Annotated in this window: 12 protein-coding genes; all 12 read right to left on the reverse strand. The window is 29.5% G+C overall.

The features are described from left to right. Positions 1-105: 105 nt before the first annotated feature. The gene (locus ABGF48_RS00225) at positions 106-2,865 is read right to left on the reverse strand and encodes a UvrD-helicase domain-containing protein (protein ID WP_408104349.1); all 2,760 of its coding nucleotides are present in this window, start codon (positions 2,863-2,865) and stop codon (positions 106-108) included. 42 nt (positions 2,866-2,907) lie between these two features. Next, positions 2,908-3,738 (reverse strand): purine-nucleoside phosphorylase, encoded by an 831-nt coding sequence (locus ABGF48_RS00230; protein ID WP_408104350.1) that lies wholly within the window; start codon positions 3,736-3,738, stop codon positions 2,908-2,910. Between the two features lie 102 nt (positions 3,739-3,840). Continuing rightward, positions 3,841-5,289, reverse strand: a complete 1,449-nt coding sequence (locus ABGF48_RS00235; protein ID WP_408104351.1) for a C40 family peptidase — start codon at positions 5,287-5,289, stop codon at positions 3,841-3,843. A gap of 264 nt (positions 5,290-5,553) precedes the next feature. Beyond that, positions 5,554-6,498 (reverse strand): ATP-binding cassette domain-containing protein, encoded by a 945-nt coding sequence (locus ABGF48_RS00240; RefSeq protein WP_408104352.1) that lies wholly within the window; start codon positions 6,496-6,498, stop codon positions 5,554-5,556. Further along, positions 6,488-7,561 carry an ABC transporter ATP-binding protein gene (locus ABGF48_RS00245; protein WP_408104353.1) on the reverse strand — a complete coding sequence of 358 codons (1,074 nt, stop codon included), beginning with the start codon at positions 7,559-7,561 and terminating at the stop codon, positions 6,488-6,490. Before ABGF48_RS00245 ends, ABGF48_RS00240 begins: the two co-directional genes overlap by 11 nt. A 10-nt stretch (positions 7,562-7,571) precedes the next feature. Continuing rightward, positions 7,572-8,525 (reverse strand): oligopeptide ABC transporter permease OppC, encoded by a 954-nt coding sequence (oppC, locus tag ABGF48_RS00250; RefSeq protein WP_408104354.1) that lies wholly within the window; start codon positions 8,523-8,525, stop codon positions 7,572-7,574. Further along, positions 8,525-10,018 carry an ABC transporter permease gene (locus tag ABGF48_RS00255; protein ID WP_408104355.1) on the reverse strand — a complete coding sequence of 498 codons (1,494 nt, stop codon included), beginning with the start codon at positions 10,016-10,018 and terminating at the stop codon, positions 8,525-8,527. The genes oppC and ABGF48_RS00255 overlap by 1 nt, the downstream gene beginning before the upstream one ends. Before the next feature lie 165 nt (positions 10,019-10,183). Next, on the reverse strand, positions 10,184-12,205 hold the full coding sequence (locus ABGF48_RS00260; RefSeq protein ID WP_408104356.1) for a peptide ABC transporter substrate-binding protein: 2,022 nt from the start codon (positions 12,203-12,205) through the stop codon (positions 10,184-10,186). Positions 12,206-12,504: 299 nt separating this feature from the next. After that, positions 12,505-14,196 (reverse strand): proline--tRNA ligase, encoded by a 1,692-nt coding sequence (locus ABGF48_RS00265; RefSeq protein WP_408104357.1) that lies wholly within the window; start codon positions 14,194-14,196, stop codon positions 12,505-12,507. Next, a complete protein-coding gene (locus tag ABGF48_RS00270; RefSeq protein ID WP_408104358.1) occupies positions 14,196-16,313 on the reverse strand; it encodes a Tex family protein in 2,118 nt (705 codons plus the stop codon). Before ABGF48_RS00270 ends, ABGF48_RS00265 begins: the two co-directional genes overlap by 1 nt. After that, the gene (gene prfB / locus ABGF48_RS00275) at positions 16,310-17,404 is read right to left on the reverse strand and encodes a peptide chain release factor 2 (RefSeq protein ID WP_408104359.1); all 1,095 of its coding nucleotides are present in this window, start codon (positions 17,402-17,404) and stop codon (positions 16,310-16,312) included. Before prfB ends, ABGF48_RS00270 begins: the two co-directional genes overlap by 4 nt. Before the next feature lie 189 nt (positions 17,405-17,593). After that, a complete protein-coding gene (locus tag ABGF48_RS00280; protein ID WP_408104360.1) occupies positions 17,594-23,563 on the reverse strand; it encodes a S8 family serine peptidase in 5,970 nt (1,989 codons plus the stop codon). Positions 23,564-24,470 lie beyond the last annotated feature (907 nt).

Consider the following 24,470-nt stretch of genomic DNA (forward strand, 5'->3'; position numbering starts at 1 on the left):
CCGCAGCCACAACAAACGAACTGACCTCATTAACGTCGGCTATAAAAGTCGACTTTAAGGAGGTCAGTTCGTTAAGCAAGGACTAGTGTCGTAAGTGAGTTTTTGTTATTTTTTAGCCATAAAAAACTTCAATAAACTCCTGCTTTCTTTACATTTCTCTGATATATTAAATTCTTCATTTTCAATCTTTGAAACTGTATCATCTATCATTTTTTTAATTTCTATATTTTTAGCTTCATCATATTCAAAAGTGAATAAACGTTTTTTTGCATTTAAATCTGTAAAATATAGTGACATTGTTGCAATTTTTTTATTTTTAGTAAGTTCAAATAAATGTGCATATAGGTTTATTTGATTAAAATAAGTTTCAAGTGAATGATGCCCCCCATTTTCATCTGGTGGTGTACCTGTCTTAAAGTCAACAATATGATATTCTCCATTTTTTTCATAAATCATATCGACATTACCAGTGATCACATATTTATCTGTAGACATGGTTATATTCAATTCGCTTTCAACAGGATTTCCTAAAGTATTTAAAAAATCAAAATATAGCTCTACTTCTTTTATAGCTTTTTCAACATTTTTCTTATTAAGACTTTCCGCTCCTTGAATATACTTTTGTCTTGCAATTTCGGTTGTCACTTTTGCAATATCTTCTTTAAGTACTTTAACGCCTTTTATTATTTTTTTATTAATATATTCTATAGATTCATGAACTACCGAACCATAGTATAGACTTGGAGTTTTAGGCATAGAAAACTTTAATTTTCTTAAATAAAGATATTCAAAAGGACAATTATTGTATGGTACAATGTCAGCAGTAAATGAATATGAAGTTTTTATTTTAGTATCTTTAATCTGACCTTTTTCCATTTTAAGTTCATCTATATTCATCTCTTCCAAACTGTCAAATGTATCTTTTAATTCATCCGATACTGAAATGTATTCATTTTCAAGACCTGCTAAAACCAATAAATCTTTCGCTCTTGAAAAGCCTGTATAATTTTTTCGGTAAAAATCTAATAAATTTACCATTTCGTTAGGTTCAAATGAAGTATCCTCAGAATACATTAAACTAATTTTATTTAAGTCATCATCTAGTTTATTTTTGTAACTGTTGAACACTTTATCCCACATTGAAGCCATGATAACTACTGGATATTCCATTCCTTTTGAAGCATGAATCGTTAACGCACTCACAGAATTTTCTTCCGGAATTTTTGTTTCTTCTTCAAATTCAGAAATATTCTCATCTTTTATAAATTTAATAAATTCATAGAAAAATACATTTAAAAATTTTTCTAAATTTGAGGATGTTATCGTGTAAATTCTTTCAATTAAATTAAATGCATCTATCAATTCTAAAAATCTAGAATATTTTTTTGCTCTTTCAATGTCATTCATATAGTCAAAAAATGGCTTATAGCCAAAAAGTCTATAGCAAATATCATGAAGTGTAATTTTTATATCCTCTGATGATATATAATTGGACATTCTTAATATGAATTGATCAAGTTCATCTTCTTTTAATTTAGATTTGTAAAAATTATCATAGCAACTATCTAAAAATATTTGTGTTTCTCTATCAATATTTTTAGCATTTTTCTCTATTACATTTTTGAAAATCGCATATAAAGCCCCAATTAATTTTCTGATTTCATTTTGAGAAATTAAAGTAGATGTAGCCGGCATATAGACATCTATATCTCTACTTTTCAAAAATGAAATTAACTTTCTAGCTTTTTCATGATTTAAAGAACTAAACAATAAAGCAACTTCGTTGTAATTGTTTATTGCCCCCTTACTCTTTAGGTTGTATATAAGCTCGTAAATTTTTTGATACCACTCATCATCTGTTATTGCGGTAATTTTTGCAACTCTTTCAGATCTAGCCATTCTATCAGAAAATAAAACTTTTTTAAGTCTATATTTACTCAAATCTTTATATTTATCAATCAAACCATTCATATAATTAGAATAGAATCCTATTATACTTCCTTCTGAACGATAATTTTGTTGTAGATTTATTTTATTAACATTTTGAAATTTTTTACTAAATTCTAAAATATTTTTTACGGTAGCCCCCCTAAATCTATATAAACTCTGGTCATCATCACCTACAACGCAAATATTTTGATTTTCATTTAATAATTCAAAAATAATTTTTTCTTGAATAACATTTGTATCTTGGTATTCATCAATCATCATGTAATTTATTTTTTTTCTAAGTTCATCTCTAATATCCGGATTTTCCTTCAAGAGTTTATATGTATATAGTAAAACGTGCGAGAAATCCAACATATTGTATTGCTTCAAAATATTTTCATACATTTCTACAATTTTAAGATAAATATTCAACCTTTCATCACTTGATTGTCTTTCTAATATTCCATCTTCACAAATTTTATTGATTATCTTAGCTATATCTCTTACTTCCCTATTTCTATTAATCAGAAAATTATATCCTTCAATTTTTCTAAAAAAAGGCAGAAATCTATTAATTAAATATTTTTGTTCTATTGTATCTATTTGAATATATCCTCTTTTTAATGGTGTAAATTCTATATATTCTTCTAAAATCCTTCTTGCAATAGAATGAAAATTCCCAATCATCATATCATTTACATCTTTATGTAAATTTAATTCACTAAATTTTAATGATAATCTATCAATTAATTCAAAAGATGCTTTATTGGTAAATGTTGAAATCATAATTTGTGAAGGATCAATATTCAAATTGGCAACCATATTTATTACACGTTGAACCAATGTATAAGTCTTACCTGTGCCTGGTCCCGCAATAATCAATACTGGTCCATCTATTTTATTTATAGCTTCTTCTTGTTTAACATTTATATTCATATCTTTCCTTACTAAAAAACCTCACAAACTGTGAGGTTAATTTTATTTTAGTGTTTTTATAAAATCTAATACCAAATCAATAAAGTATTTTGATGCATTTTCACCAGCTTCAATTACTTCTTGCTCTGATAACTCAACTTCTGAAATACCTGTAGCTAAATTAGTAATTAGTGAAATCCCACAAACTTTCATTCCCATATGTTTTGCAGCCATAGCTTCGATAGCAGTTGACATTCCTACTGCATCTGCGCCTAAAATACTTGCCATTCTTACCTCTGCAGGAGTCTCATATGCCGGTCCTGAAAATTGACAATATACACCATTTTGAACTGAAATACCTTTTTCTCTAGCTAATTTTTCAATAGTATCACTGTAATCTTTATTATAAACTTCAGTCATATCAGGAAATCTTGTACCTAATTCTTTAACATTCGGCCCCATTAATGGAGATTCAACAAATTGTGTCAAATGATCTCTGATAATCATCAAATCACCAATGCTAAAGTTTTTATTAACTCCTCCAGCCGCATTTGTAACGATAAGCGTCTTAGCACCCATCATCCCCATTAATCTAGTAGGAATGACAGTGTCTGAAGCACTATATCCTTCATATCTATGCACTCTCCCTTGCATGATTACAGTAGGAATGCCGTGAATATACGTAAATACAAATCTTCCCTTATGACCTGGAGCTGTTGAGACTGGAAATCCTTCAATGTCTGAATATGAAATTTCTTGTTCAACTTCAACTACATCAGCTAATTTTCCTAATCCTGACCCTAATGTAATTGCTAGTTCAGGCTTAAAATCTATTTTTTTTACTAAATCATCATATGCTGTTTTTAATTTTTCATAAATAATATTATCTGTCATATTATCTCCTTAATATATTCTTATTTTAATTATATAATATAAACAAAAAAAATAATAGGCTTAATGCTTACGCATCTTGCCTATTATAATTTTCAAATCAGATTAATATCTTCTTGCTCCAACATAATTATTTTGATACCATGAAGAATAAAAATTACTTACAATAACTCCTGTATCTTCCGTTGATGCATGTATAACATTTCCGTTACCATCGTATATACCAACATGGTATATATCATTTACTGAATTACCAAAAAATACTAAATCACCTGCTTGTAAATTATCCATACTTACAGATTGTCCACCATAAAATTGTCCTTGTGCTACTCTTGATAAAACAATACCTCTTGTATTTCTAAATACATAGCTTGTAAAACCTGAGCAGTCAAAACCAGTACTTGGACTCATACCACCAAATACGTAATTATAACCTACATATTGTCTTGCAAATCCAATTACGTCATAAGAATTATATTCCGAAACTTCTTCAACTACTTCTTTTTTTTCATCATCTTTAGATTTTTCTTGTTTTTTCTCTTTTTTTACTTCAGCAGCTGTTTCTTTTACATCTTCTTTAATTTCTTCTACTTTTTGTTCTTCTTTAATTTCCGCAACTGATTCTTTTTTAGTTTCTTTATTAGTATCTTCTTTTTTCTTTTCTTCTTTTACGACTTTTGTCTCAACAGCTTTTGTATGATTAGGATTTATCCAAGAACCTGGAACATCTTTCTCAGTTGTAACATTTATCATACCGTTATATCTTGTGTATATATAGTATTCTCCTGGATAAACTGTATTTACCGCATTTAACGAATTTGAAGCATTGTAAGCCGTCATAAATCCACTAACTTTTCTATCTAAAGTAAATTTGTTTTGATCTACATTATTGACAACTTCTTTAGTTTTTTCTCCAGAAATCACTTTTAATGTTTCTTTAGCTCCTTCAATAGATTCACTAATTTTTGGTAGTTCATTTGAAATTTTTAATTCATTTTTTATAGAACTATCAAAATAAATCCACCCTCCTGGAACTCCCTTTTCTCTAGTAATATTAAATGCACCATCATATTCTCTATATATATAATATCTACCTGGGAAGAATGTCCCTCTTTGATCAACTGAATTTTTTGCATCAGCAGCAGAAATATATATAGGTGTGTTTACATTAATTGTAATCATATCACCACTTAATTGTAAAAATTCAGTAGTTGATGTTTTAACTTCTTTAGCTTTAGACTTAGAATTAGAGTTTACTTTTTTATTTTCCTCATTATCAGATGGATTAATCCATCCTCCTGGTTCTCCCGGTGTATCTGAAATATTTATGTAATTTCCAAATTTTCTATATACATAGTATTCTCCAGCTCCAAATTTTCCAGCTGCATTCTTTCTATTTTTAGCATCATACGCATTCATATAGACACTAACTTTATTATTAATTTTATACATTTCATCATTAGCAGAAGACAATGATGGAAATAATAAAGCTCCACTTATTAGAGCTGTTGATAAAGCTGCAATACCAGCTTTTTTTAACAAATCTTTTTTCATCTTTTTACCTATTCCTGTAATATTTTTGTAACTTATGTATAAAATTATATATTTTTTGTAACCTTTTTGCAATTAATTCGGTAACTTTTTTGTTATATATTAATTTTTTGTAATAATATCTGCTCAAATTATATAAATAATTTTTATCAAAACAAATTAAATAATCTTAAATATTTAAGTTTTTCATTACTCTTAAATATCAAAAATAAAAGTGTTATTAAATAAAAAAAGACTGACAAAAAATATGTCAGTCTTAAATCTTCACTAGTTAAATTTTGAATACTCTTCCTTAAATTTAGCAATTTCTTCTTCTGTACAAAATACATAATGTTCTGGAGCAATCTCTCTTAACTTATGATTTTCTGTAACTTGACTTGCTAAACTTTCATCATATACATGAACTTCTTTTATTTTTTCAATTTTTGGATCAGGTATCGGAACTGATTGTAACAATGATTTTGTATAAGGATGAATTGGTGCTCTAAATAACTCTTCAGTTGGTGCAACTTCTACTATCCTTCCCTTTGTTATTACAGCAATTCTATCAGAAAAATATCTTACAACCGATAAATCGTGAGCTATGAATAAGTATGTTAATCCTTCTTCTTTCTTAAACTTGTTTAACAAGTTTAAGACTTGAGCACGAATAGAAACATCAAGAGCAGATGTAGGTTCGTCAGCGATAATTAATTCTGGACTCATAACTATGGCTCTAGCTATACCAACTCTTTGTCTTTGTCCACCTGAAAATTCATGAGGATATCTTGATTTATGTTCTGGTAATAATCCTACTGAATCTAATGCATTATTTATTTTCGCTTGTCTATCTTCTTTGTCTTTATATAATTTAAAATTATCTAAACCTTCACCAACAATATGATCAATAGTTGCTCTTTCATTTAATGAAGCAGCTGGATCTTGGAAAATCATTTGAATTTGTTTTTTTAACGCCTTTGATTTTTCTTTAGAAATATCTCCATTAATCTTTTCTCCCTTAAACATTACATCACCATTGGATGTTTTGTTAAGTCTGATAATCGCTCTAGCAATTGTTGTTTTTCCCGAGCCTGATTCTCCTACTAGAGAAAATGTTTCACCTTTATAAATTTGGAAATTTACACCTTTAACAGCAACAAATTTTCTTTTACCATTTGTAAAGGTAACTTCTAAATCTTTAACATCAACTAGTACTTCTCTATTATTTTCCACTATAAGTACCTCCTTTTGATGTAATTTCTAACATTCTTTCATGTAAATTATTTAATGCAGAAGGTCTTTCAACCTTAGGTGCCTTTTCATGTAGCAACCATGTCTTTGCATAATGTGTATCACTAACTTTAAACATTGGTGGTTCTAATTCAAAATCAATTTTCATAGCATATTCACTTCTTGGAGCAAATGCATCTCCTTTTATTTCTTTGAATAAACTTGGTGGAGTACCTTTTATCGCAAACAACTCTTTACCTTCTTCTTCAAGTTGAGGAAGAGATGATAATAATCCCCATGTATATGGATGTCTTGGATCATAAAATACTTCTTCTGCAGTACCATATTCAATAATTTGACCTGCGTACATAACTGCAACAGTATCAGCCACTTTAGCAACAACTCCCAAGTCGTGAGTAATATAAATTGTTGTAAATCCATATTCTATTGATAAATCTCTAATCAATTTAATAATTTGAGCTTGAATAGTAACATCTAAAGCTGTAGTTGGTTCATCACAAACTAAGATTTTTGGTCTACATGCTAACGCTATAGCAATAACAATTCTTTGTCTCATACCACCTGAATACATAAATGGATATTCATTAAATCTTTTTTCAGCTTCTGGAATTCCAACTTTTTCCATTAATTCAATAGCAATTTTCTTAGCTTCTGATTTTGATTTCTTTTGATGTTTTATAATTACTTCAGAAATTTGATAACCAATAGTACGAACAGGATTCAATGAAGTCATTGGATCTTGAAATACTGTAGCAATTTTTTTACCACGAATTTCTAACCACTCTTTATCAGTCTTAAATTTTGATAAATCTTTTCCTTCAAACCAAATTTCACCATTTGAAATTTTACCATTTTCATCTAACATTCCAGTAAATGTTTTAGTGAAAACTGATTTTCCTGATCCAGATTCACCTACTAAAGCTACTACTTTACCTTCTTCAAAATCTAAAGAAATTTTTCTTATAGCCGTCAACTCTCTGTCACGAACTGCAAATTTTACTTCTAGGTCTTTTACAGAAAGTATTATATTTTTATTATTTTCCATAAACTACCTCCTAAACTTCATGATTACGTGGATCACTAGCATCAGCTAATGTTTGCCCTACAATATATAAGGAAACTGTTATTAAAGCAATAACCACAACTGGTATTATAAACAGATATGATTTTGATTGCATATATTGTGAGTGGGCTTGTATTGTTCTACCTAATGATGGAATTCTTTCATCTAACCCAACTCCAACGAAACCTAAAAATACTTCAGTTGAAACATATCCAGGTAACCTTGCAGCTGCTGATGTTACTATAATTGAAATCAAGTGAGGTAAAATGTTGTGTTTAATTATTTTCCACGTACTTGATCCCAATACTTTTGATGCCATATTATATTCTCTATCACGAATGATTAATACTTGAACTCTCATGAAATAGGCAAGTCCTACCCATGATGTTGCGGATAAAGCGAAAATTAACTGCCATACACCAGATCCCAACACGTATGAAAGAATCATAACTATCAATAGATATGGAATATTTGATATAACATTATAAAAGTCCATCAAATAAAAATCTAACTTTTTATTAAATCCCCAAATTGTTCCTACAACAATTCCTAATGTCATTGTTATCAATGTAGTAATAAATGATATTGTTAAACTTGTTCTAGCTCCCGCCCAAACCATGTTAAATACATCTCTACCTACGTCATCTGTACCAAATAAGTGTTGTAAACTTGGTTGTAAAAAGTGTTTTGATCTATCATTAATATATCTTAAATCTAAGTTATCATATCCAGAAAATATTGGTTGTATAAATGAAATAGCTAAAACAATAACTAAAACAACTAACATAAATACAGCCACTTTAGATGCGAAAAACTTCTTAAATACTGATCCCCAATATGAATATTCAGGAGTAGATATTTTTTCTGATTCTCTTGAATTTACTTGAACAAATTCAAACATATCATCTGTTAAATTATCTTTAGATAATATTTTTTCTTCAGTCATTAGATATCTCCTTTCTTAGCATTTAATGAAATTCTTGGGTCAACCATTGTCAATAATATATCTCCAGCTAAAAGTGAAAATATTGATAATGTTGTAAATATAAATGTTAATGTAATAACCATATTGTTATTTACTGAATTAATTGCATCAGGTAACATCTTACCCATACCAGGAATAGCGAAAACTGATTCTGTAATAACAGCTCCACCAATTGCTAAAACTATAGATCCTGGTATACCATTTACTATTGGTATGATAGCATTTTTCAAAATATGATTCTTAAATATTTCTTTTTGTGACAAACCTTTTGCTCTTGCAAATTTTACATAATCTGATGTAGATTGGTCTATCATGTATCTTCTTATCCATGTCATAATACCTGATGTTGATAATATAGTTAAGATTAATACAGGCATTATATAAGATTTAATATTACTTGGTCCCAATTGTGGGAATTTATCTGGCAAGTTAATCAATGAACCTAAATATTTCATGAAGAATATAAATGCTAATGAAGGTAAAGCTATTAAAATATTAATATATAAGATACCAATTTTATCTACTAATTTACCTTTATTTCTTGCCATTGCAATACCTGCTGGTAAAGCAAATGCATAAGCTAAAATCAATGTAACTATACCAAATAGATATGATGTACCTACCATTGATGGATCTCTGGTGATAATATCTACTTCAGCATATTTGTCCTTAAATTTTTGTTCGTCTAAATGGTCCGTATTTTTCTTGTATCTCAATGAATACAAATCATCAGCAGTATTAGCTTTTAATCCTGTAGGATATGTAACTTCTCTTCTAACTGATGGTCCTTGAGGTGTTGTAATAACTTCTAATGTTGGTGTCCCTGGTTTTGTAGGGAATGAATTACCAAAATTTAATGATAAAAAGTTTGAATGTATAAACGGGAATGATGTATTAAAATATAGTTGATATTTATATTCACAACCATTACACATTAATGCAGGTATACCATTATGATCAGTTCCAAAATAATATCCTCTATTTTCATCTAATTTTGGATTAGTCTCATCAACTATCTTATTTGGATGATCAAAATCAAATAATTGTTTAAAATATCTAAAAATAATTTCGTGTAAACCAAATTCTCTTGTAGCAATATATTGTCCTTGGTTTATACCTCCCTTTGTTAACTTCTCAATATTAAAGCCCTTATCCTTAAATACATTTATAACTCTTTGTTGTTCAGAACTGTCTTCCTTCAAACATTCATTAGCATCCTTTGATTCTAAACTACACATCGCTCCAATTGTCTTGTAGTCTAAATATCCTAATTGATCCAATGTATTATATCTATGAATAGTCTTTGCATTTCCTTGTAACTTGTTATAAGTTTTATCTTGATCAAAAACTTTATTAGCAGGGATTCCCTTAAATAGCATAGCTATTACAATTGCTACTACTATGAATATTGAAATGATCGACTTTATAACTCTCATAAATAAATATTTTTTCATAATTAACTCTCCTTTCTCTATAAATTTTTCTATTTTTAGAGATAATTATATACCTAACATTATATAATAATTTTAAATAGATTTCAAGCTAAAATGTTGAAATCATCATATTTATACTAAATAAAAAAGAGGTCGAATATTTAATTCAACCCCTAAAATTTTATATTATTGAGCTTTTTTAGCTGATGCTGCTCTTTCCTTTTCCCATTCAGCTTTGATCTTGTAATAATCTTCAGCTTTTACAAGGTCCTTATTTAATTTTCTTAATTTATATTTTGCTCCAGATATACCTACTAAAGCATAGTTTCCTGCATAAGGTTGTAGCTTTGAGATTACTTCCCCTCTAGCTTGCATTTGTGTAGGAATAAATAATACTTTTTCAATCAATTTAGCATCTGCTTTTGCAAATTCTGCATATCTCTTATCTAAATCTTTGTATTCTTTATCTGCTTCTCTATATAATTTTTCATATTCATTAAATCCTAATTTTTCTTTTAGATCGTTATTTAATGGATTTCCTTTTTCATCTAAGTTTCCTAAACCAACGTTAATCATGTAAGCACCTGTTGTTGGTGAATAAATATCTACGAATGATTTTGGATCGTTATAATCTGGTGACCATCCTGTAAATGTTGAAATATCATAATCAACCGTTGATGGATCTTCATTTCTATAAGCTAATGTTTGAACTTCATCTTGTGATCTTTGTACTAATTCTACAATGATTTGATTATCTGTATTTTCAGCAATACTTTGTTTTAATGAGTTTGCTTGTTTGATTAATCTATCACTTGTTGAAACTACTAACATATCTAAGTGAACTGGGAATTTTACCCCTTCTTTCTTAGCTGCTTCGATAAATTTCATAGCATTTTCTTTTCCGTAAAATGGATCTTGTCCATCGTGTAAATCAACATTTTCACCTGTTGTCTTATTGTAAACTTCATTTACTAAATCGTGGTATGATTTACCATCTTTTGTTAATGCAGCTTCAGGGAAGTTGTTAATATTTCTCTTTACTTGAGATGCTAATTGTTTTGGAGCATCTACTTCGATGTATGATTGTCTGTCAAATGCAGCTCTAACAGCTTTTCTAAAGTTTAAGTTTTGAACTGCTGTTCTTGTATTATCTTGTGCTTCTTTTGTTGTTGCGTAGTTTGTATTGTTAAATACTTTTCTGTTAAAGTTAAATACCATACCAAATACTGATGGATTTGGAGGTGTTTCTCTTACATATTCTTCATATTGTTTTCTTATTTGTGCATAATCTGGCCATGTTGGTTTCATTGACATTGATGGATATGTTCCTGATTCAAAACCTTTTTTAACTGAATATGGATCTTTACCATCATCATAAACTTCTGTAACCTTTTCTAAATATACATTTTTTGCATCCCAGTATTTTTGGTTCTTTACAATAACGATTTTTGACTTATCATCTAATGTTTCTAAAACATATCCACCGTTATATAAGATTGAATCTGGTGATGTTGAACCAAATGCTGAATTCTTTGGATCTGGTTTTCCTAATTTTGCACCAGCTTTTGTTTCTAAAAATTGTCTATTAATTGGTAATAAAATACTATATGTTGCTAAGTCACCAAAATATGGTGTTGGTGATTCTAATGTATATTCTACAGTTAATTTATCAACTGCTTTAACACCTACTTTTTCCCAAGCAGCGTCTGAGAAATCACTAGCCATGAATTCAGATAATCCTTTTACGATACCTTGTAATAATCCAGCTGTTCTAGATTTAAATTCTGCAGCGTGTCTTAAACCTGTAACAAAGTCTTCTGCTGTAACGTCAGCATATTCAACTTGTTCGTGTGTTACCCATTTTACTCCTGGTCTTAGCTTGAATGTCCAAACTGATTTATCTTCATTTGTTTTCCATGATTCAGCTAATGCCCCTTTTAATTGTCCTAATCTATCAAATTCTAGTAAACCATCAACAAAATTTGCATTCCAATCATTATCTGATGACTTGTCTGTTACAACATAGTCCATAGAAGCTAGCGAATTTGAGCCTGATACTGTTAATTCTTTTACTTCTGAGCCTTCTGTTTGTTTTGTGTTACCACTATCACCTGTCTTTGTATTATCTGAACCTTTTGTACCACATGCTACAAGGAACACCATAACCAAAGCCATAAAGAATGATAATATTCTCTTACTGTTTTTCATAATTTCCTCCTAATATATTTATAGATATCTTTCTAGATTTTTATCCATCCCAATTTCTATATATTGTTACTTATTATATCAAATCAAATACAAAAGTCAAGTTTTTTGTGTTAAATATTAAAAATTTTTTATAAATTATATAGAAGTATTAAAAAATGAATATTAGTTAATAATTTATCCACAAAACAAAAATCCTTATATATGTAATTTACATGTATAAGGATTGTTTTTACGTTAACCTAATCAAATTATATGATTTGTTGAATGCATAAAAATAAATTTAATGAATAAACTAGTTTTTATTTTATCAATGACTCTATAACTTCTTTATAATCTTTTGAAATATTTTCTTTATCTTTTCTAGTAGAAAATTCAACAATACCATCTTTGGCATCTCTACCAACTGTTATTCTATATGGAATACCAATTAAATCTCTATCCTTAAATTTAACACCCGGTCTTTCTTTTCTATTATCTAGCATTACTTCTACACCATTTTCTGTTAATGTATTGTAAATTTCTTCCGCAAGTTTATCTTGTTCTTCATCTCCAACTTTTACAACAGTTATAATTACCTTGTATGGAGCTACAGATTCTGGCCAAATAATTCCATCTTCATCATAATTTTGTTCGATAATAGCTGTAACAGTTCTTGTAATTCCAATACCGTATGAACCCATAATGAAGTAATTTTCTTTTCCATTTTCATCTAGGAATTTAGCATTCATTTCAGCAGAATACTTTGTTCCTAATTGGAAAATATTTCCCACTTCAATACCTCTAGCAAATACTAAATCTTCACCATTAGGTCCTTTATCACCTTCTTGAACCATTAATAAATCTTCAACAACTTCTCCTTCAAAGTCTCTTCCGTAATTTACATTTTTAATGTGGTAATCTGTTTCGTTTGCTCCAACAACGAAATTGGACATTTTTGCAACTCTTGAATCTACTATTATTCTTGCATCTTTTGATAATCCGATCGGCCCTGTAAATCCAGCATCTCCACTAGTTATCTTCTTGATATCTTCATCATTCATCATTTGAATTTCATTTTCCGAAACTTGTACGTATGACAAGAATTTTAACAAGTTTAATTCTCTATTACCCGGCACAAATACCACAAAATATTCTTCATCCGATTTCAATGCTATCGCTTTTACAAATTTACTTGCATCTTCTTTTAAAAATGATGAAAGTTCTTCGATTGTTTTCACATTAGGTGTATGAATTTTTTCTAATTCTAAAGCTTCTTCTTTTTCAAATTCAGGAAGTGTTACTATACATTTTTCATCTGTTGCAGCATAGTCACTATCATTTGAATAAACGATAATTCCTTCACCTGTTTCCGCCATAGCTATAAATTCATGAGAAACACCACTTCCCATAAGTCCACTATCACCTTGAACTACTCTATAATCCAATCCAATTTTATCAAAGATGTACTCATAAGCATCCCACATGTTTTGGTATGATTTTTCCAATCCTTCTTGGTCTTTATCAAACGAATAAGCATCTTTCATCGTAAATTCTCTAGCTCTATTAATTCCAAATCTTGGTCTTTTTTCATCTCTGTATTTTGTTTGAATTTGATATATATTTAACGGTAATTGTTTATAGGATTTTAATTCATCTCTAACTAATGTTGTAAAATATTCTTCAGCTGTTGGACCTAAGCAGAAATCTCTATTATTTCTGTCTTTTAATCTAAACATTTCTTCCCCAAATTTTTTCCATCTACCTGATTCTTCCCAAATTTCTTGAGGTTGTAATGCAGACATCAAAACTTCTTGAGCCCCGAATTTATCCATTCCTTCTCTAACAATTTCTTCAATCTTTCTTATAACTCTATAACCTAATGGTAAGTATGAATAAATACCTGATGCTGATTTTCTAATCATACCTGCTCTTAAAAGAAGTTTATGACTTGCAATTTCTGCGTCTTGTGGATCTTCTTTTAATGTTGGCATGTAATATTTGTCCATTTTCATTATTTTAATCCTTTCATGCTTAGACCTACTTTATGTCTAGCTTTATCAATATTTATTATTTTAACTTTTACTATATCTGAAACTTTTAGTACTTCACTTGGATGCTTGATGAATTTATCACTTATTTCTGATATATGAACAAGTCCATCATTTTTAACTCCAATATCTACAAAAGCACCAAAATCTACTACATTTCTTACAGTTCCTTTTAGTTCCATTCCTACTTCTAAATCATCGATACTTAAAACATCAGCTCTTAAAATAGGTTTCGGCATATCTTCTCTTGGGTCACGACCTGGCTTTTTCAATTCTTCAATAATATCCTTCAATGTCAATTCACCTACATTAAGTTCTTCCGATACTTCTTTAATATTTATATTATCTAAATCTCTGTCAATAATTTGTTTTGCAATCTTATATGATTCTGGGTGAACCGCTGTATTATCTAAAGGATTTTCACTTTCAGGGATTCTCAAGAATCCAGCTGCTTGGACGAATGTTTTAGGTCCTAGTCCTTTAACTTTTTTCAATTGATCTCTTGAAGTAAATTTACCATTTTCTAACTTGTAATCAATAATATTTTGAGAAACTTTAGCATTTATACCTGAAACATATAATAGTAAAGAAGGTGAAGCTGTATTTAAGTTTACACCCACTGTATTTACACAATCTTCAACTACATTTCCTAAAGTTTCTGATAATTTTCCTTGATTTACATCGTGTTGATATTGACCAACACCAATGTGTTTAGGTTCAATTTTAACAAGTTCTGCAAGTGGATCTTGTATACGTCTTGCGATTGAAACCGCTCCTCTTACAGTAACGTCTTTATCAGGAAATTCTGCAATACCAACTTTGGAAGCTGAATAGATTGATGCTCCCGACTCATTTACTATTGTATAAAATACCTTTTTAGAAAATTCATTTTCATTAATCATTTTTGAAACAACTGCTTCTGTTTCTCTTGAAGCCGTACCATTACCAATTGTTATAAGACCAACACCAAATTTTTCAATCAATGTCTTCATAACTTTTATAGATCCATCAATATCTTCTTTAGGTTTCGCAGGATAAATAACCGTATCATGTAATAATTCTCCAGTTTCAGAAACAACTACTAATTTACATCCCGTTCTATATCCCGGATCTAGCCCCATTACAACTGTTCCTTTTATCGGAGCTTGCATTAAGTACGGTTTTAAGTTTTCAGCAAAAACATTAATAGCTTGAGATTCTGCTTTTTCTGTTAATTCAGCTCTTATTTCATTTTCAACAGATGGGAATAACAATCTCTTGTATCCATCTTCTGCTGCTTCAAAAATATACTTGTATGAATCGTAGAATTTGTGTTTTTGAATACTTATCGCTATTTGGAAAATATTATCTTCATCTAAAAGTTTTATTCCTACTTTTAAGAATCCTAATTTTTCCCCTCTATTTATAGCCAAAATTCTATGCGAAGGAAGTTTTGTAATCTTTTCTTCAAACTCAAAATAATTTTCAAAAACTTTTGCTTCTTCTTCCTGTGATTCATCAATTTTAGCTTTTTCAGAAACTAAAACTCCAGCTCTTTCCGCATCTCTTCTCAAAATGTTTCTAAATACAGTTGTATCTGAAATCAATTCAGCAATGATGTCTTTAGCTCCATTTATAGCATCTTCAACAGTTTCAACTTCTTCAGTTAAAAATTCTTTAGCTTTTTCTTCAATTAATTCATTACCATCTTTCCAAGTAAGAATGAAGTTTGATAATGGTTCTAATCCTTTTTCTTTAGCTTTTGTAGCTCTAGTTTGTTTCTTTTGCTTATATGGTCTATAGATATCTTCAACTTCTTTTAGTGTTTCTGCCGCTTGAATTTGACTCATCAATTCATCAGTCATTTTTTCTTGTTTTTCAATAGATGAAATTACTTCTTCTTTTCTAGTTTCTAAATTTCTCAAATAATTAAGATTTGTTTCTAGTTCTCTTAACACTTCATCAGTTAAATTTCCGGTAACTTCTTTTCTATATCTAGCAATAAATGGAATTGTATTTCCTTCATCCATTAACGCAATAGTTTTTTCAATTTGACTTTCTTTAATATTTAATATTTCTGATAGTTTCTTATTTATATTCATCTTTTATCTACTTCTTTCATGTTAAGATATGAATTTATGAAATCATCTAAATCACCATTCATAACTTTTTCAATATTACCAACTTCATAATTTGTTCTGTGATCTTTAACCATTGTGTATGGTTGAAATACATATGATCTTATCTGTGATCCCCACGATATTTGTGAATATTTTCCTTGAATATCTTCAATTTTTTCCTTATGCTCTTCTTCTTTTATTTGAATCAACTTCGCCATCAACATTTTCATAGCAGTTGCCCTATTTTGAATTTGAGATCTTTCATTTTGTGAACTCACTGTAACCCCAGTAGGAATGTGAGTTATCCTAACAGCCGAGTCAGTTGTATTAACGTGTTGTCCACCTGCTCCACTTGCTCTATACGTATCAATTCTCAAATCTTTTTCTTCAATTTCAATATTCATTTCATCATCTAATTCGGGGTAAACATCTAAACTCGCAAATGATGTATGTCTTCTCGCATTTGAGTCAAAAGGAGATATTCTTACTAATCTGTGAACTCCTTTTTCAGCCTTTAAATATCCATAAGCATTCTTACCTTTAACAATTAAAGTAACAGACTTAATACCGCCACCTTCCTCATTATTGTATTCAACAACTTCATATTTATATCCTTTAGAATCAATCCATCGTGTATACATTCTATATAACATTTCTGCCCAATCAGTAGCCTCAAGCCCACCAGATCCAGCATGTATAGAAATTATAGCATTATTAGCATCATATTCTCCAGATAAAAGTGTTTCGATTTTTAATTTAGATACATTTTTTCTAACTTCCACTAAATCAGAAGTTAAATCTTCCTGCATTTCAATAAATTCCTCAACAGTCATCATTCCTAATAATTCTTTTATAGAATTTAGACTATCATTGATATTAGTATAGTTTTCAACTATATCTTTAATAGAATTAAGTTCAATCATTATTTTTTGAGCTTTTTCAGAATCATCCCAAAAATCTGCTTCAAATGACTTATCTTGCAATTCTTTTAATTCAATTTTCTTTTTTTCAATATGTAGCGATTCACCCAAACCATTCATCGTTTTTAATAAATCATCTAACTCATTGTTCATTTCAAATTGTTCTATAACTATCACCTCTCAATTTTTTCACCAGTATATTATACCATAAAATTAGCTATATTTTTAGAGTTAATTCTCATATTTTATTAATTTATCCTAATGATAGTTCAAAAAAATTTCAAAAAAAAGATTCGGAAAGTTAAACTCTCCAAATCTTTTTACCAAATTTATAAGTAATATTTATTTTATTATTTTTTTTAATCTACTTATTAAAAAGAATACAATTCCTCCTAATACCACCAAGGACACTACCGGAACAAGAATATTCATTATAGATTTATTTGTATTTTCCTCTGTTTTATCTTTGCTTTGATTTTCACCTAAGACATTTTTGTGTTCTTTATCATCTCTTGAGTTAGAACTAGATTTATCAAGTTTTTCATCCGTCTTATTGCTTTGTACCTCAATCCTTTTTTCCTTCTTATCTTCCTCTCTATTCGAAGATGTTCCCTTGTTGCTTAAAGGTGTTTCGGAATTACTTGAAGATTGACTATATCCTCTCGAATTATTTTCATTATTATCGCTTGATAAATAATCATCTGAAATATCCCTAGCATTCTCCCTTGATTCTGAAGGTGATTCATATACACCATCAACAGTAGACCCTGTATTTATATTTGTTTCATCTTCATTTTGGGAATTTAAATTAGAGTCATTCTCCGAAATATTATTTGAAATATCATTAGAAACAACATTTATTTCAAATGTTTTTTCAATAACTAAATCTCCCTTGGTAATTTCTACAACAATCAATTTTTTACCTGGACTTGAAGAATCAAAATGATTTTTAAGCTTCAATTTAACACCATCTGGATGTTCCAATTCATCTGCTATACCTTTGAATTCTGTAGGTTTGTATTCAGTTTTCTTTAATTTTACTTGTTGTAAAAGTTTTTCTTTATTAATTTTTTCCCCTTCATCTAACTGTGCTAAATCTTCATTTGGTTCTTCCTGAGGCTTTGGTTCTTCTTGCAATTCCTCTTCTATTTCTTCACCTATATTTATGATATAAGTATGAACTTGCTTTCTACCAAACACATCTTCCAGAACAATATTTACACTATTTTCGCCTTCTTCTCTTAAAACTATTTTATCTAATTTTCTATATGGATTTAAAGTATCCTTATCATACCATTCATCATCAAGTTTTGCAGATTCATATCTGTCAGCATATTCAATATAACTAGCCTTTATTCCTTCTGGAATATCAAATACATTTTCTATATTTTGAGCATCTTTTGCTGTAAGCTTATCTTTTAATAATTTAAGACTTGGAAGATCTTCATCCATATTTATGGCTTTTGTAATTTCAGTCTTATTGCCTGCTAAATCTTTTGCGTAAGAATATACGAAGTATTTACCTTCTTGTCCTTCAATTTCATAATTTCTTAAAGGTCCACCAGTATATTCTTTACCATTTACACTTGTCTTGTATTCCCACAAGTTTTCATCTCTAGCTTCTACCTTAAGCTCTGAATCGCCATTTAAATTATCAATATCATCAATATTCAAAACAGGTTTAATTGAATCTATTGCAGTTTCAAATTCATACCTTTCTTTTGAGCCAAACTTATCTTCAACAACAAGTTTTATAATTTGTCCATTTTCAGATCTTCCTTCATGTCTAAATCTTCTTTCTTGATTTCTTTCTCCAAATAGTATCCAAGATTCTACTTGTACATCATCCACTTTGAAATAAACGTCATTAGCATCATCGTAGATTTTGCCTTCTAAAACATAATCTTCACTTGGAAAATAAATTTTTGGAATTGATCCATCATTTTTTGATTCAGGCATTTTTACATTAAACAATTCAAGACCTGGACCAGTTGAGTCAATATGGAATGTATAACCTCTATTTGTACGTACATTTCCATCCGCATCTACAACTTTTAAATTAACAGAATTGAATCCATTGTAAAGCACTGCAGCTAGTGATACAGTTTCTTCTTCTTTGAATGTATACTCTTTAGGATATTGTGTTAGATTTGGTTCTACCAACTCCTCATATCCCTTAAGCACAGGATTATATGATGTTACTTTCATAACATCTCCTGGCATACCATGATAAGTTATCTTAACTCTGTATGGTTCTTCTTCAATATTATTTAAATTACCTGGTATAACATTGTCATTTCTACTGATAGAATCTGGTGAGTATGCAATCCATGCAGCAAAACTACCTGGATATATAACTTCTCTTCCTCCATCAAAACTAACATGAGAGGATACTTGAGATTTTACCACTTGGCTATGGTTTTCATCTGCGTTTTCCGTATCTTCATTATATCCTTGACCTCCTAACTGTACTCTTTTTATAGCTTGATTGCCGGCTTCATCTTTAGCGAAGATAAATAGTACATAATAATCATTCTTTGATAATGTTACTTTGAAGGTGCCATCTTCATTCAACTGAATAGAATTTCTATCATAATCTCTTTGTCTAATTCTTGGAATATTATTATATCCAACCCTTATATTCTTACTTAAAGAAATATCATCAATAATCTTTCCTTCTACTAGAGCCTTGTTATTATCTAGATTAGTTACTTTAATATCTTTTATTTCAGGTCTTGTAGAATCTCTAAATATTTGAATTATTTCAGTAGATACAACTCTACCATTCTTTTTAAATTCAATTTCTAGATTATTTTTAGCTTCTAAATTGATAAGTTTAATTTCAAAACTGCCATCTTCAATTTCAACATCAATTGGTTTACCATTTAACTTGGCATTTACAGAATCTATATATTCCTTATCAAATTTACCTCTTAATACATTTTCATCCCTTTTAACACCATCAAGATTTTCATATGATACTATTTGATTTCCTTTACTTAGATCCTTTGACAATCTAATATTATTACCACCAAAGTCTCTAGCTTCTACAACTAAAGTATTATTTGTTGATGCTTTTAACTCAACATTCTCAACAATAAATGTCTTATAATCATCTCCTTGTCTTTTTACATCTAAACTCTTACCATCTAAACTCGCTCCTAAAAATATGATTCCAAAATTATCCTTAACTTTTATTGTCAAAGTTTTATTTTTTCTGTCATATTTAATTGATTCATCTGTAAATTCAGGAGGTGTCCTATCAATCTTAATAGGCAAATAATCTACTTGATACTCGTGTTTATCAGTAGATCTAAACTCAAGTTTGAAATAATATTGCCCATCAGGCAGGTTCTTATCAAAATCTACTGTACCAAGTTTCCAATCTTTATTTAGAATAGCTCCTCTCCATCCCATTTCATAATTAGGCTTTAATACCATAGGTGGATACCATGGTCTTTCCAAGAAATGGGCATGGATATATTTTTTATAGAAATGTGAATGTTGTAAAACTTGAAGTACATTCTTATCTTTGTCTACAATTGACACTTTGTAGTCATTTGCATCTCTAAGAGTAATTATTCTAGGTACTACTTCAAAACCATTAGTAGCAAGCATTTCAGGATTTACTTTATCATTATTTGGTATCATTCCATCAACGCCAATTTTTTTCTGAGATCCTTCAGCCCCATCATGTGATTGAGAACCTTCTAATAGTGTTGTAAGTTTTGTTTTAGAACCTTCTTCCCATTCAGGCAGATCAACAATTCTTTCCTTTCCCCAATTTCCTAAAAATCCCATATAAGGAATAGACAGATTTGGTTCGTCGGAATTTTTTGATTTAAAATAAATATATCCTTCTGCAAATATATCTTTTCCATTTACATTAAGTGTAAATTCTACACTCACCTTTGAATTTGCAGGAACTTTTATAATATCTACTGAAGGTTTAATACTTGATCCCTCAATTACTTTAGGATGGATTTCATTTACAGTATCATATCCCCCACCCGATTTTTCTTTTTCAACTTTAACTATATTATCTGTAATAACTTTTCCAGTTTCAATATTGAATTCTTGGTCTTTATCTGAAAAATTGTGTAAATTTACAGTAAATGTTGTTGTCTCACCAATTTCTTTCAGAGATACTGAAGGTCTACCCTTATGTGATAAAATCACATTTGTTAAAAATGCATTCTCTATATTTACTTGACCAGCTCCTTGATGTCTTGGTGAGTTTTCTAAAAATTCACCATCTACTTCAACTGTCCTATCTCTCATAGGATTTGCTGTAGACATCATTAAGAATTTAGCTAGCTCCGGTCTTGTAAACTTATCTACTTCTTCGGGAACTTTAGGTACAGCTCTATTATCCATATTTGAAGGAAACTTAGGTGTAATTAATAAAGACTGCATGTCTTCTTTAATTTTTGAATATAATAAAGTTGTAACACCTGCTATAACAGGCTGTGACATTGAAGTACCAGACATTTGTACATAGGTATCATTATTTCCTATAGATAAAATTTCTTGACCAGGCGCTGTTATATCAGGTTTTAATTCTAACTGATTGTTAGGTCCCCAAGCAGAAAATCCTGCTATTGTTGTTTCTTCACCATATACAGCTTTGGTCTTATAATCTTTAGTTTGAATTTTAATTTTAAATACCTTATCAATAGGTTTTAGTCTTTCCTCATTTTTATCACTCAAGCCAAATAATTTTTTCCCAGTATTACCACTAATACCTATAGCTGGTATTAATTCATCTTCAGCAGAAAACATATCCTTATGCTTTTGACTTAAATTTTCAAAACCTGTAGGAACTTCTTCCATATAGGTATCTCTATTTTTGTTAATAATATCATTTACTAAAATGAACCCTTTTGCACCTGATAACTTAGCCCTATCCAGTTTTTGCCAAACTAAATTTTTATCATCCATATCTCTTGCAACAGCAACAATCTTACCTTCTATTTTATCTTCAAACATCATGAAATCTTTAGCGCTACCTTTACCAAGATATAAAACTTCGTATTCTTTAGGTTCTAACAACTTAAAAGCTTCTTTAAATTCAAAATTTCTACCAATATCAGCTACAGGATAGTCTTTACCATCAAAAGCAACAGTTGGATATAAAACACCTGTATTTCTTGATGCAGCTACACCTATAGCATGAGGATTTGCTGCCCCACTAACAGTCATGGATGTATCAATATTTCCAAATGCATTATTAGTATAATTATCATATGTGCTTTCTGATGATGAGGCTCCATAGTTACCCATAGAAACTACTACAGCAACACCATATTCTTGTGCTTTTCTAATTGCAGTGTCATATAAGTCTCCCCTTCTACCTACACCAGGGTTACCTATACTCAAACTTATAACATCTGCTCCATGCTTTATAGCATCTTCCATAGCATGATAAACAGCATCATCTCCAGATGTTGGAGTGTAACCATCTTTTTCACTACCATCAGAAAATATTCTATATACCAATAATTGAGCATTTGGCGCAACACCTCTTACTCCTAGTCCTTTTTCATCCTCTTCCACACTAGCACTTCCCGCAAGTATCCCTGCTATATGTTGTCCATGAGGAGCAAAAAAATTATCTTTTAGTTCAAAGTTTCCATCTGCATAATTAAATCCATGTGGTACTTTATTTGTAAAAGGTCCTTTGGGATTTTTTACTTTTATTTTTGCGTATTTATTAAATATTTCATCACTCATTTGTAAATCTTTATGAGTTAAATCTGCTCCAGAGTCTATAGAAGCTATTACCATTCCCCTACCATCTGCATTATACTTTCCATTAATGTCAGAATTTTTTCTAGCTTGTACAACTCTTATTATTTGTTTTGCATCATGCATTGCTGGCTCTACTTGTTGCGACTCAACAGCATCTTTTATTTCATCAATCTTAAATATTTTTTTCGCTTGATCAATCGGAACTTCTATAGAAGCGCCATTTATCAACAAATCATATACATATTTTACCTTAAGATTAGGAATTTTCTTTAATTCTTCTAATCCTTCTTCCTTCTTACCTTCTTCAAACTCTACCAGCATTGTAACTTTGCCATCTTGGTTTGATTCAATTTTCTGAGATTTTAGATAATTTGAAATCTTAGGAAAATCCTTCTCTAATTTTTCAATATTATTATCAGTATTCTCTATAATTTTACCATTTTCTATTTTGCTTATTTGTATTTGCTCATTATTTGACTTCTCATTATGAGCAAATACAGGTTGCGAAAAACCTAACAAAATAGAAAGAGTAATAGAAAAAGCTAACAATCTTTTCTTCATTTAATTAATCCCTCCATATATATTTTTTTACAATTATATTCTATCATATAATTCATTGCTTTTAAAAAGTTTTTTTGGCTTGACTAATTAATTGTCTAGGATTGTCAAACATATGTGACAAGAAAGCAATCTAATAATATTTTCAAAAAGCATAATTATAATTAACAAACAATGTATATTTCTCTCAAGGAGAAAAGCAAAGCGTACCTTGACAGGGATAGGCATTGTTTGTATCATTATGCTGCCTTTTTGAAATAACTTTCAACCATTTCGTTTGGTGTCTTAAATGACAATACTCTTCTTGCTATATTATTTGTTCTTAAGCTATATCTTTGAAATGCCTTATACATTTCTTCTTCGCTCTTAAATCTTTTTTTACTGTAAAATAGATCATTATCTATCTTATGACTTCTTTCTAATACACCATTTTACCAAGGTGAATATGGTCTTGTTTTTATATATTCTATTTCTAGATATTCCAATACTTTTTCAAATGCTGATTTCTTTTGTTCTCTATCATTACAAAATTCCTTGCCATTATCTGTCTGTACAGTTTTTATTTTGAAACCAAATTCTTTTGCCAGTGTTTTTGCATTTTTGATGTTTCATGAGTACTATTTTCATTCACTAATTTAAGTTTTCTTTTTCTACTGTATAAGTCTATTGCTGTTATTTGATAATACCTTTCATAATTACTCTTAAATCCAATACATTCAAGTGGTACATATTTTACATCTATTTCTACATATTCACCTGGGTAAGTTCCTTTTAATGGTTTATATTTACTTTTTGGATAGCTTATTTTCTTCGGTTTCTCATAATTCTTAAATTTCTTTTATTACCTAACAGATTGGAAACTCCCTTTCTCAAAAAAATTATTTCCACAAAGACATCTAAAATAATCAAA

Source organism: Helcococcus bovis, assembly GCF_046035835.1.
Lineage (GTDB): Bacteria > Bacillota > Clostridia > Tissierellales > Peptoniphilaceae > Helcococcus > Helcococcus bovis.